General features: G+C 60.9%; 10 protein-coding genes. 7 read left to right on the forward strand and 3 right to left on the reverse strand.

Annotation, left to right across the window (positions count from 1 at the left end; all coding sequences use genetic code 11):
• Positions 1-72: 72 nt before the first annotated feature.
• Positions 73-1,353 carry an HlyC/CorC family transporter gene (locus B5477_RS03245; protein ID WP_242942107.1) on the forward strand — a complete coding sequence of 427 codons (1,281 nt, stop codon included), beginning with the start codon at positions 73-75 and terminating at the stop codon, positions 1,351-1,353.
• A 71-nt stretch (positions 1,354-1,424) separates the two neighbouring features.
• Here B5477_RS03245 and B5477_RS03250 read toward each other — a convergent pair whose 3' ends face one another.
• The 3 genes from B5477_RS03250 to rny form a co-directional block, all read right to left on the reverse strand.
• Complete coding sequence (locus tag B5477_RS03250) at positions 1,425-1,769, reverse strand: GIY-YIG nuclease family protein (RefSeq protein ID WP_079698372.1); 345 nt, start codon at positions 1,767-1,769, stop codon at positions 1,425-1,427.
• Positions 1,770-1,782: 13 nt separating this feature from the next.
• Complete coding sequence (locus tag B5477_RS03255) at positions 1,783-2,265, reverse strand: DUF6530 family protein (RefSeq protein WP_079698373.1); 483 nt, start codon at positions 2,263-2,265, stop codon at positions 1,783-1,785.
• 181 nt (positions 2,266-2,446) lie between these two features.
• Positions 2,447-4,009 (reverse strand): ribonuclease Y, encoded by a 1,563-nt coding sequence (gene rny / locus B5477_RS03260; protein ID WP_079698374.1) that lies wholly within the window; start codon positions 4,007-4,009, stop codon positions 2,447-2,449.
• Positions 4,010-4,636: 627 nt separating this feature from the next.
• On the opposite strand from rny, the gene thrS reads away from it, so the two are divergent.
• The 6 genes from thrS to ruvB all read left to right on the forward strand — a co-directional run bounded on the left by thrS (position 4,637) and on the right by ruvB (position 12,179).
• Positions 4,637-6,541: a threonine--tRNA ligase gene (thrS, locus tag B5477_RS03265; protein ID WP_079698468.1), complete on the forward strand. Its 1,905-nt coding sequence runs from the start codon at positions 4,637-4,639 to the stop codon at positions 6,539-6,541.
• A 271-nt stretch (positions 6,542-6,812) separates the two neighbouring features.
• The gene (locus B5477_RS03270; RefSeq protein ID WP_143533531.1) at positions 6,813-7,235 is read left to right on the forward strand and encodes a hypothetical protein; all 423 of its coding nucleotides are present in this window, start codon (positions 6,813-6,815) and stop codon (positions 7,233-7,235) included.
• The gene (locus tag B5477_RS03275; RefSeq protein WP_079698376.1) at positions 7,232-9,553 is read left to right on the forward strand and encodes an Ig-like domain-containing protein; all 2,322 of its coding nucleotides are present in this window, start codon (positions 7,232-7,234) and stop codon (positions 9,551-9,553) included. Before B5477_RS03270 ends, B5477_RS03275 begins: the two co-directional genes overlap by 4 nt.
• A 434-nt stretch (positions 9,554-9,987) precedes the next feature.
• Positions 9,988-10,497 (forward strand): crossover junction endodeoxyribonuclease RuvC, encoded by a 510-nt coding sequence (gene ruvC / locus B5477_RS03280; RefSeq protein ID WP_079698377.1) that lies wholly within the window; start codon positions 9,988-9,990, stop codon positions 10,495-10,497.
• The gene (gene ruvA / locus B5477_RS03285; RefSeq protein ID WP_079698378.1) at positions 10,494-11,099 is read left to right on the forward strand and encodes a Holliday junction branch migration protein RuvA; all 606 of its coding nucleotides are present in this window, start codon (positions 10,494-10,496) and stop codon (positions 11,097-11,099) included. The genes ruvC and ruvA overlap by 4 nt, the downstream gene beginning before the upstream one ends.
• Before the next feature lie 36 nt (positions 11,100-11,135).
• Positions 11,136-12,179 (forward strand): Holliday junction branch migration DNA helicase RuvB, encoded by a 1,044-nt coding sequence (gene ruvB / locus B5477_RS03290; RefSeq protein ID WP_423241242.1) that lies wholly within the window; start codon positions 11,136-11,138, stop codon positions 12,177-12,179.
• The last annotated feature ends 111 nt before the right edge of the window (positions 12,180-12,290 follow it).

A 12,290-nucleotide genomic window follows, 5' to 3' on the forward strand; every position in this document is an offset into this window, starting at 1 on the left:
GCCGCTTGATTTTTAAATTCCTTTTTGCTATACTATTCCATAATATTTTGAACATATGGAGTTGATCGCACTTTGGACAGTACCGGCTGGCTATGGATCACACTGATCGTTTTGCTGGCATTATCCGCCTTCTTTTCCTCGAGTGAGACCGCATTTTCGACCATCAACCGCATCCGGATGAAGACCCTGGCCGCCTCGGGCGATAAGCGTGCCCAGAAGGCGCTGGACGTGTCCGAGGACTACGACCGGATGATCTCCTCCATTCTGGTGGGGAACAACGTGGTGAACATCGCCGCGGCCTCGATCGCGACGCTGCTGGCCACCCGTTTCCTGGGCGAAAACCTCGGCGCGGCGGTTTCCACCGTGGTGATGACCGTTCTGGTACTGATCTTCGGCGAGGTCAGCCCCAAGTCTTACGCCAAGTGCAACGCCGAGAGGCTGGCGCTGCGCTTTGCCGGTCCGCTCGGGTTCGTGATCAAGCTGTGTACCCCGGCGACCTTCCTTTTGACCCTGCTCACCAACCGGATCAACCGCGCTTCCCAGAAGGACAACGGCCCCTCCGTCACCGAGGAGGAGCTCAAGTATATCATCGAAACCACCGTTGAGGAGGGCGTCTTCAAGGAGGACGAGAGCGAGCTGCTCCAGTCCGCCATCGAGTTCGACGACATCAAGGTGCAGGAGATCCTGACCCCGCGGGTGGACCTCGTGGCGGTGGACGTGGCCGACGATGCGCAGACCGTGCTGGAGATGGTGCTCGCCGAGCGCTTCTCCCGTCTGCCGGTCTACGAGGAATCGCTGGACAAGATCATCGGGGTGCTGCACACCCGGGAATTCCTTGAGGAGATGGCCGCCGGTAAGACGCCGGACGTGCGCTCCCTGCTGACCGAGTGCCTCTATGTACATAAGAACAAGAAAATATCCTCGCTGCTCGGGGACTTTAAGCGCACCAAGATCAACATGGCCGTGGTGATGGATGATTACGGCGGCACGATGGGGATCGTGACCACCGAGGACATCCTCGAGGAGCTGGTGGGCGAGATCTGGGATGAGGACGAGGAAATCGTCGACGAGTTTGTGGACCTGGGCGAAGGGCGTTATGAGATCGCAGGGGAGCTGACGGTGCGGGAGATGCTCGAGCAGCTGGACCTGCCGGAGGATCTGATCGACACCGACTCCAATACGGTGGGCGGCTGGGTGCTCGACGAGCTCGGAAGGATTCCCGAGGCAGGGGACAGCTTCACCTGCTCGGGGCTGAACGTCACGGTGCAGCAGGTGGAGGAGCAGCGGGTACAGAAGCTGCTGCTCGAGCTGCCCAAGCCGGGGGAGCCGGACGAAGAAAACAAAGAGGATTAAATCAAAAGCCGCGGGGAAACTTCCCCGCGGCTTTTCTTATCCAAGGGCGCTTGTCCAGTCCGGCCTTTCCGTTAATAGAGCGCCTGCCCCTGCAGCTTTTCGAGCCAGAGCTCGTAGAGGGTGTCGATGTCCTCGCGAAACTGGCGGTCGGTCTGCTCCTCCTTCTTCTCCAGCACCTCGTACAGCTCGAAGCAGAAGGCCTGGCCGCCGTACTTCGCCCAGTCCTGCTGCACCTTGGAATAGGTGCAGCTTCCGGTCATCTGGGAGAAGCGAAAGCGGTTCTCACACCCCTGCAAGTCGGCGGTGGAGAGCAGCAGGATTTTCCCGCTGACAGTGTTGCGTATCCCGAACACCCCGCCGCGCACCTTGCGCCCCTTGTAGGCGGCGATCAGCTCCCTGCGGTTTTGCCTGTCCATTTTCTCATCCCTTTCAGTAGCCCATGTCCCGCAGCAGCCTCGCCAGGGTGCGAAACCGCTCGCTGAGCAGCTCGTCGTCCTCGCTGAGCGCTTGGGAGAAGAGCTTGATGTCCTGGTCGATCATCGGGTTCTGGGTGCAGACCGAAACGGTCATCGCATCCCCCTGCAGCCCGATCCTCTCCAGCGTGGGGTGCTGCGGGTCGTAGAGCCCGGGATAGCGGTAGGCGTCCTCCCCAAAGTACCGCTTGGCCCGGCAGATCAGGATCGCCAGGTCGATCACCCGGTGGATCGGCAGCTCCTCCGACTGGCGGGACCACTTTTCCCCGGTGTGCCGCCAGACCTTGGCCGAAATGTCCACCTTGCCGCGGTCATTCCACTGCGCGAGCCCGAGCGAGAGGCCCTTGGCGTCCGAATGATAGGCGCTGCGCCCGTCGATGTTTTCATAATTCTCCGATACGATGACCGGCTTGTGTTTGAGGGTGGTCGGTATCTCCATGATGCTTCATCCTTACTTTTAAATTAGTAATTTACTAAATTACTAGATGAGTATACCCCGGCCGCCTCCTTTTGTCAAGCCCTCTGTTTTGGCGCAGGCCGGCGCACCCCTGCGCAGGGGTGCCGCGCACGAAGAAAGGGCCCGCCGCAGAAAATTCTGCGGCGGGCCCCCAACGGTCCTTTTATTTTGCGTACTCGATCGCGCGGCTTTCGCGGATGACGTTGACCTTGATCTGGCCGGGGTAGTCGAGCTCGCCCTCGATCTTCTTGACGATCTCGCGGGCCACGACCACCATCTCGTCGTCGTTGACCTGGTCGGGCTTGACCATGATCCGGATCTCGCGCCCGGCCTGGATGGCGAAGGATTTCTCCACCGCCTCGAAGGAGTTGGCGATCTCCTCGAGCTTCTCGAGGCGCTTGATGTAGTTTTCGAGGTTCTCCCTGCGCGCGCCGGGGCGGGCGGCCGAGATGGCGTCCGCCGCCTGGACCAGGCAGGCCACGATGGTCTTGGCCTCGATGTCCCCGTGGTGGGCCGCGATCGCGTGGATGACCTCCTTGCTCTCCTTGTACTTCTTGGCGATGTCCACGCCGATCTGTACGTGGGAGCCCTCAATCTCGTGGGTCATCGACTTGCCGATGTCATGCAGCAGGCCGGCACGGCGTGCGAGCACGGCGTCCGCGCCGATCTCGCTGGCCATCATCCCGGCGAGCTGGGCCACCTCGATGGAGTGGTTGAGCACGTTCTGCCCATAGCTCGAGCGGTAACGCATGCGCCCGAGCAGCTTGACGAGGTCGGGGTGCATGCTGTGGATTCCAAGGTCCATCACGGCGCGCTCGCCGTCCTGCTTGATCTTCTGGTCGACCTCGCGCTTGGCCTTGTCCACCATCTCCTCGATCCGCGCGGGATGGATCCGCCCGTCCTGGATCAGCCGCTCGAGGGCGATACGCGCGATCTCGCGGCGCACTGTGTCGTGGCAGGAGAGGGTGATCGCCTCGGGGGTGTCGTCGATGATCAGGTCCACCCCGGTCAGGGTTTCGAGGGTGCGGATGTTGCGTCCCTCGCGGCCGATGATCCGGCCCTTCATCTCGTCGCCCGGCAGCGGCACCACCGAAACGGTGATCTCCGCGACCTGGTCGGCGGCGCAGCGCTGGATGGCGCAAGAGATGATTTCGCGCGCCTTCTCCTCGCTCTCCTCGCGCAGGTAGGTTTCATACTGGCTGATCTTGAGCGCCTTTTCGTGGGTCAGCTCATTTTCCAGGTTCTGCAGCAGGTACTCCTTGGCCTGGGTGGCGGTGAAGCCGGAAATTTTCTCCAGCATGTCGAACTGGTGCTGCTTGACGGCCTCGGCCTCCTCCAGCTTCTGCTGGGCCTCCTTGACCTTCTGGGAAGCCTGTTCCTCTTTCTTCTCCAGGTTTTCCAGCTTGCGGTCGACCGATTCTTCCTTTTGCTGCACTCTGCGTTCCAGGCGCTGCACCTCGCTGCGCCGCTCCTTGTTCTCGCGCTCGGCTTCGGTGCGCAGCTTGTAAATTTCGTCCTTGGCTTCTACCAGGGCTTCCTTTTTCTTGCTCTCGGCATTTTTAATGGCGTCGCTTACGATTCTCTTGGCTTCCTCTTCGGCGGACCCGATGTCCGATTCCGCAACCCGTTTTCTATATGAAACGCCTACGAAAAAAGCGATGACAAATCCAATAATAAACGCTACCAGAACAGCCGCTGCGATAAATATTATTTGTCCTGTGCTCATGACGTGCCGCAATACCTCCTTCTGTAAAAATTTTTCTAAGAGTAAAAAATCATCAGATGGCGTATTGCACATATCCATGGCTTTTCCGGGCAACCTGCAAATAGCGCGCGGGCTGCCGCTCAGAGGATAAGCCGGTTCCCCATCGTTATGCGGGGAATACCCTTTTATTTGTAAACAGAAAATGGAAGATTCTGTACAAAAATACAACAATACACCAATACTATTTTAGTAGCAATGGGCCATCCTGTCAAGAAATTCTTTTCTGAGGAAAAAATACCGCTCAGACATTGGTTGACTTCTGGGACGCAAGGTGGTAAGATACCTTTTAAGAAACCAGATCAATAGTGGCAAAAGCGATGACGAGGACACGCTTTGGACCAATCGTTCCGGCAAGAGAGGCGGGGCCGCCGGCTGAAAGCCCTGCCGCGGAATCGGGCCATAGTACCACCTTCCGAGCGGATGTGAACCATCCCGTCCCTGCCGCGTTAAGGCAGCAACGAGCGGCGCGATTTTGCGCAATCCGGGTGGAACCGTGGAGCGTACAGCTTCATCCCAGTTATTTGGGATGGGGCTGTTTTTGTTTTTGTCAAAGATGAAACGACCATGTGATAAAGGAGATTGATGATGATGGTAAAATTGACCCTCAAGGGCGGTACTCTCAAGGAGTTCGAGAGCGGCGTCACCCCCGCCGAGGTGGCGAAATCCTTGGGCGGCGGCCTTTACAAGGCGGTTTGCAGCGCCAGGATCGACGGCGAGGTGTGCGATCTGCGCACTCCGATCGAGCGGGACTGCGCGCTCGAGCTGTTGACCTTCGACGACCCGGACGGCAAGCGCACCTTCTGGCATACCGCCTCCCACATCCTGGCGCAGGCGGTGCAGCATCTCTACCCCGATACCAAATTCGCCATCGGCCCGGCGATCAAGGACGGCTTCTATTACGATTTCGACCTTCAGAAGCCCTTCTCTCCCGAGGACCTCGAAAAGATCGAGGAGGAGATGAAAAAAATCGTCAAGGAGGGATTGCCGCTCGAGCGCTTCGAGCTCGAGCCCGCGCAGGCCAAGGAACTGATGAAGGACCAGCCCTACAAGCTCGAGCTGATCGAGGAGCATTCGGGCAAGGGGGAGAAGATCAGCTTCTTTAAACAGGGGGATTTCTGCGACCTGTGCGCGGGGCCCCACCTGCTCGACACCTCCAAGGTCAAGGCGTTTAAGCTGACCTCCTCCACCGGCGCCTACTGGCGGGGGGATTCGAGCAAGGCCATGCTCTGCCGGGTTTACGGCACCGCCTTCCCCAAACAGAGCGAGCTGCAGGCCCACCTCGACGCGCTCGAGGAGGCCAAGAAGCGCGACCACCGCAAGCTCGGGAAGGAGCTCGGCCTCTTCGCGCTGATGGACGAGGGCCCCGGCTTCCCGTTCTTCCTGCCCAAGGGGATGATCGTCAAGAACACCCTGATCGACTACTGGCGGGAGATCCACACCCGCGCGGGGTATCAGGAGATTTCCACCCCCATCATGCTCAACCGTGCGCTCTGGGAGCGCTCGGGGCATTGGGATCACTATAAGGACAATATGTACACCACGGTGATCGACGACACCGACTTTGCCATCAAGCCGATGAACTGCCCCGGCGGCCTGATGGTCTATCAAACCCAGCCGCGTTCCTATCGCGACCTGCCGCTGCGCATGGGCGAGCTTGGGATCGTGCACCGGCACGAGCTCTCCGGCGCGCTGCACGGCCTCATGCGGGTGCGCTGCTTCACCCAGGACGACGCGCACATCTTCATGACCCCCGAGCAGATCAAGGACGAGATCAAGGGGGTCGTCGCCCTGATCGACGAGGTCTATTCGCTGTTCGGCTTCAAGTATCATGTCGAACTGTCCACCATGCCCGAGGACCATATGGGCGAGCTCGAGGATTGGGAGCACGCGACCGATTCGCTGCGCGCGGCGATGGAGGAGATCGGCATGCCGTTCGTGATCAACGAGGGTGACGGCGCGTTCTACGGGCCGAAGCTCGATTTCCACCTTGAGGACTCGATCGGGCGCACCTGGCAGTGCGGCACCATCCAGCTGGACTTCCAGCTTCCCGAGCGCTTTGAGATCGAGTACACCGGCGCGGATGGGGAAAAGCACCGCCCGGTGATGATCCACCGCGTTGTGTTCGGGTCGATCGAGCGCTTCATCGGCATTCTGATCGAGCATTTTGCCGGCGCCTTCCCGGCCTGGCTGGCGCCCGTGCAGGTCAAGGTGCTGCCCATCAGCGAGGACCAGAGCGCTTACGCCAGTGAAATTACCGAGAAGCTCAAAGCGAAAAGAATACGGGTCGAGTGCGACCTGCGCCGCGAGAAGATCGGCTACAAGATCCGTGAGGCGCAGCTGGAGAAGGTGCCCTACATGCTGGTTGTGGGCAAGAAGGAGCAGGAGGACGGCACGGTAGCGGTGCGTTCCAGGAACAAGGGCGACCTCGGCGCGCTGCCGCTCGAGCAATTTATGGCGGACCTGGGCGAAGAGATTGCAACCCGGGCAAGATAAGACAATAATAGGCAGTAAAAGTGCCCCGGTCGCAAGGCCGGGGCACTTTTTTGAGAGTACAAAAGACCGTTAGTATAGGTTACTAACGGTCGTCTTTTTGCTGTTTTCTAAAAGGAGCGGCAGGTTTTTAACCCGCCCCTTCCGGATTTATCCTAATTATATCCTGTTTTGGAACGGATTTCAAGTCAAAACGGCTTTTTTCGCCGAATCCCTCACAATGGAAGACCGAAAGCAACCTATGCTACAGGTCTTTTTTGAGGAGGACGAAAGCATGAAAAGAAAGCTGTTAGCCATCATCCTGGCCGCACTGGCACTCTGTATGCTGGGCGGCTTTACGCTGGGGGGAAGGGGGGCGCGCAGCATTCCTGCGGGAATGCAGCTATCGGCTGACGCCGATGGCGCGTCTCACGGGGGGAATCATCCCCCCGTGGGCCCCCTAACTCTCCGAGGGGGACAGGAGGAGCTGGAAGTTTCTGAACAAAATATTTCCGCATTCATTACCGCCGGGGACCGCGAGGCCCTGAAAGAAATCTACACCGCGATGTACGAGGCCGGGGAGCTGACGGCCGGGGAATACACCCTCGCGAAGCGGTGGGACTGGATCATCCCGGAGAGCGAGCGGATACCGCTTGACGACTTCGAGATCGACGTTGCGGGCATTCGCACCGGAACAGACAGGGGCGGAGTGCGATGAACCGCCGCCTTTGCAGCCTCGCGCTCGCGCTGTCGCTGACGGCGGGGCTCTGCCTGCCCGCCGGGGCGACGCTCGGTGAGAGCGGAGGCTTCGATTACGAGCCCGCCCCGGTTCCCGAGGGGAGAACCGCCATGGCGGCGCTGTTCTCCGCCGGGGCGGAGACGGAAGCGATCACCGTCAAGCTGGGCAACAACAATCCGGACCTGATCACCGGCTTCACCGTCGCCGCCCCGGCGGGCGGTGGCGCGGCCCTCTATGGCGTGCGGCAGGGGGCGGGCTGGGACTATAAAATCCCGTTTGCTTCCCCGCCCCAGGAGGACACCGACTTCACCATCACCGTGACCTCCCAAGGCAGCGCTCCGGGCTTCCACGCGGCCGGGGTGAAGAAAACGGTGATGACCTACAACGCGATCAAGAGTCTGACGATCAGGAGCGGGGATACCGACGCGACCGGGAAAACCCTCTACCTGCAAACGAACAACGCCCAGGGGCGGCAGAGCGTGCAGCTCGCCGCGACGAAAAATGGCAGTTCCGGCTCCACCGGCCCGACCGGCCACCCCTACATGAAGGCGAACGGCTACGCCGAACAGGTCCTCTGGACGAGCAGCAACGAGGCCGTCGCGTCGGTGGACGCGACCGGCCTCATCACCGCCCACACCGGCGGGACGGCGACCGTCACCGCCAGCGTCTATGGCGGCAAGGTGAAGGCTACCTGCACGGTCAACGTCTCGGCGGTGACGGGGGTGTCGCTGAGCCACACCGCCTATACCCTCTTCACCGGCGGCACGGCGGCCGAGACGCAGTTTACCCTCTCGGCCGCCCTGACGGGCGGGGTATCCAGCGACGAGCTGGAATGGACGAACAGCAATCCCGGCGCCGCCGCGATGACAGTCTCTGTGGACGGGCGCAGCGCCACCATCGACGCCAGCGGCAAGACGGCGGGCAGCACGACGATCACCGCCCACATCAAGGGGGCGCCGGACACGGCGCGGTACAAGGCGAGCTGCACCGTCACGGTGGTGACCATTGGAAGCGTGAGCGTCAGCCCCAACAGCTATACCCTCTATACTCAGGGTTCGCCGCAGACGGTGCAGCTTGCCGCAACCGTTACGCCCAACGCCGCCCCGGTCTGGAGCAGCAGCAACCCGGCCGCCGCGACGGTCAACCAGACCGGACTGGTAACAGCGGTCGCGCCGGGGAGCACGACCGTCACCGCGACGGTGGGCAGTAAAAGCGGGAGCAGCACCATCACGGTCAAGGACAAGATTCCCGTGACTTCGGTAACGGTCAGCGGTACCAATAGTTTGGTGCGCACCAGCGACAAGACCACCGTGACCTCCCAGCTGTCTGCGACGGTCAATCCCTCGAACGCGACCCTCCCGGCGGTGACCTGGGCGAAGACCGGCGGCAGCGCCAATATCAACATCAGCACCTCCGGGCTGGTGACCGCGACCGCGGCGGGCAGTGCCACCTTCACCGCCACCGCCGACGGCGTGACCAGCACGCCCTACACCGTTACCGTGACCGACCAGAAGGTCACGGGCATCACCATCCAGGCAAGCGATTCCGTTCTGACCGGAAAATCCATTTCGGTTTCTGCCACCGTGACTCCCGAAAACGCCATCAACACTGACATAACCTGGAGTCTCACACAGAGTAAAAATTACGCCTCGCTCAGCGGGCAAACCCTCAATGGCCTGGAGAGCGGCGATGTGTTTGGCACCGTGACACTGCGCGCCGTTTCAAACGACGGGGGAGCTTCCCAAACGAAAACGATACGCGTCACCGCCGCAAACGGAAGCCAGGTTCAGTGGGCGGGCAAATCTTGGCGGGTCGCCGATGAGGACGCCACCCAGTTCGGCGGCAAGACAGGCTCGGTGGTGCTGATCGGCGACATTTATGAGACTGTCGAGTTCGGCTCCAACACCTATTATTACAGCACGGTGCGCAATAGGTGCCTGGCTCTTTACAACAGTCTGACGGCGGCACAAAAGGCAAAAATTTCCAATCATGCCGTGGTCGGTGATCCTGTCTGGGTACCCAACTCTTATGAAATTTACGGCTCCTCCACCCCCTCCTGGGGGCTTACTCCCGGCGACACGCTCATTCGCCAGCTGGGTTACTTTGCCGACACGGGGACGACGGTTTCCAACACGGAGCCGGTGCGCGCGATCTATCAAAGTTACGGCTCCTGGCTGCGCGTCAATTACAACAATTCGGGAGATTCCATCTGCCGTGTGCTAAACGGGTATCTTGGCTATGACAAGAGCACCACCTCGAAAAACGCCATACACCCCGCGTTGATTCTCAACCCTTAACCGCGATAAGAAAAGGCGCCGCCCGGCTCAAAAGAGCCGGGCGGCGCCTTTTTCAAATACGAATAAAAAAATGCCGCCCCCGCTATTGCAAGGACAGCACCCTGGTGGTGGAAGAGAGAAGCTGTGGGCTTTTTTCTTCCATATTGTTTGTCCCCGGTGGACAACATCATGAATTATAACCCACGTTTTTGTAAAATGCAACACAATATCTTGTAAATTGTAGCATTCCACAAATTCGTGTCAAACCGGATGTGAATTTTGAACAACCTGTAAACGGGACGGGAACAAATCAAAAACTCTTCTTTTTGCGCGGCCGATTTCGACCCCCTCGTACTTGTGGAGGGCCAGCGGGTTGTGCTATAATAAATTGATTGTAGCATGGGCCATTCTGCCCCTGTGGGCACAGGGGAACGGAAGGAGGGGAGCGCTTCGTGATGCGGATTTTAGGGATCGACCCCGGCTACGCCATCGTGGGCTGGGGGGTGGTGGACTACCACAACAATCACTTTTTCCCGGTCCAGTACGGGGCGATCACCACCGAGGCGGGGGAGGAGTTCGATGTGCGGCTGCGCAGGATTTATCTCGATACCTGCGCGCTGATCACCGCCGCCAAGCCTGAGGCGATGGCCATCGAGCGGCTCTACTTTACCACCAACCAGAAGACGGCCATCGACGTGGCCCAGGCGCGCGGGGTCATCCTGCTCGCCGCGGCGCTTCAGGACGTGCCGATTTTCGAGTATACCCCCCTGCAGGTCAAAAGCTCGGTGGTCGGCTACGGCAAGGCCGAGAAAAAACAGGTTATGCTGATGACCCAGCGGATACTGGGCCTCAAGGAAGTTCCGAAGCCCGACGACACCGCCGACGCGCTGGCGATCGCCATCTGCCATGGGCACAGCGCGGGCAGCTCACTGTCGGGACTGATACGAAAGGCGGGCGCGAGATGATCCATTCCCTGCGCGGCATATTGGCCGCGGTAGAACCAAACTTCATTGTGATCGAGTGCTCGGGGGTGGGCTTCGGGGTGCGCACCACCATGAACACCATCGGCAAGCTGCCCAAAACGGGGAGCGAGGTCAAGATATACACCCACCTCTCGGTGCGCGAGGATGCGATGGAGCTCTTCGGCTTTTCGGAGCCGAGCGAGCTAAACTGCTTTCGCATGCTCACCGCCGTCACCGGGGTGGGGCCGAAGGCGGCCATCTCGATCCTCAGCGAGCTGACCCCGGACAAGCTCATGCTCTGCGTGGCCTCGGGGGACCACAAGTCGATCACCCGGGCGCAGGGGGTGGGGCCGAAGCTCGCCAGCCGGATCGTGCTCGAGCTCAAGGACAAGATCAGCAATGAGGAGCTCGCCGGCGGGATGGAGGGCGCCGCCTTCGCGGCGGCGGCCGACCCGAAGACCAATGCGGGCGAGGCGATGAGCGCTCTGGTGGTGCTGGGCTACGCCCAGTCCGAGGCGGCCGCGGCGGTGGCCCGCTTCGCGCCGGACACCCCGGTGCAGGAGATGATCAAGGGCGCGCTGAAGATTCTCAGCGGCGGCCGATAAGGGTAGGGGAGCGGCAGAATGAACGATTTTAGCGAGATGGATTTTGAAAACCGCGTCATGGCGCCCGAGGCGTTGGGGGAGGACAGCGAGAGCGAGCTGAACCTTCGCCCCCAGTCGCTGGACGAATATATCGGCCAGGAGAAGGCCAAGGAGCACCTGCGCGTCTATATCGAGGCGGCGAAAGGGCGCGGTGAGGCGCTCGACCATGTGCTGCTCTACGGTCCGCCGGGACTGGGCAAGACCACCCTGTCCGGGATCATCGCGCGGGAGATGGGGGTGGAAATCCGCGTAACCTCCGGCCCCGCCATCGAGAAGCCGGGCGATCTGGCGGCGCTGCTGACCAACCTGAATGCCGGGGACATCCTCTTTGTGGACGAGATACACCGCCTTTCGCGGGCGGTGGAGGAGGTCCTCTACCCGGCGATGGAGGACTACGCGCTGGACATCATGATCGGCAAGGGGCCCTCGGCGCGCTCGATAAGGATCGACCTGCCCAAGTTCACCCTGATCGGCGCGACCACCCGGGCGGGACAGCTTTCCGCCCCGCTGCGGGACCGCTTCGGGGTGGTCATGCGCCTCGAGATGTACACCCCGCAGGAGCTCGGCACCATCGTGCGGCGCAGCGCGGGGATCCTCTCGATCGACTGCGACGAGGGCGGGGCGCTGGAGATCGCCTGCCGTTCGCGCGGCACGCCGCGTATCGCCAACCGGCTGCTGAAAAGGGTGCGGGACTTCGCCCAGGTGCTGGGCGACGGGCGGATCACCAACGACCTTGCCAAGCTCGCGCTCAACAAGCTGGAGATCGACCCGCTGGGGCTGGACGACGTGGACCGGCGGATGCTGGCCCTCATCATCACAAACTATGCCGGCGGCCCGGTAGGGCTGGAGACCCTGGCCGCGGCCATCGGCGAGGAATCGGTCACCTTGGAGGACGTGTACGAGCCCTACCTCATGCAGATCGGCTTTCTGGCGCGCACCCCGCGCGGGCGCTGCGTCACCCCGAAGGCCTATGACCACCTGGGGCTTCGCATGCCCTCGGCTGCGCGGGAGGATGAGCTGCAGCAGAAGCTGGAGCTCTAAATCAAAGCTGACTTTGCATATAGATATATGTAGCGGTGAACCGCGCGGGCGGGATGAAACCGCACTCTGGCGGCCCTGCGGCCGCCGCTTCGGCAGAGCCGGAGCCGGCAC

The organism is Provencibacterium massiliense (genome assembly GCF_900169495.1).
GTDB classification, from domain to species: Bacteria; Bacillota; Clostridia; order Oscillospirales; family Ruminococcaceae; genus Harryflintia; species Harryflintia acetispora.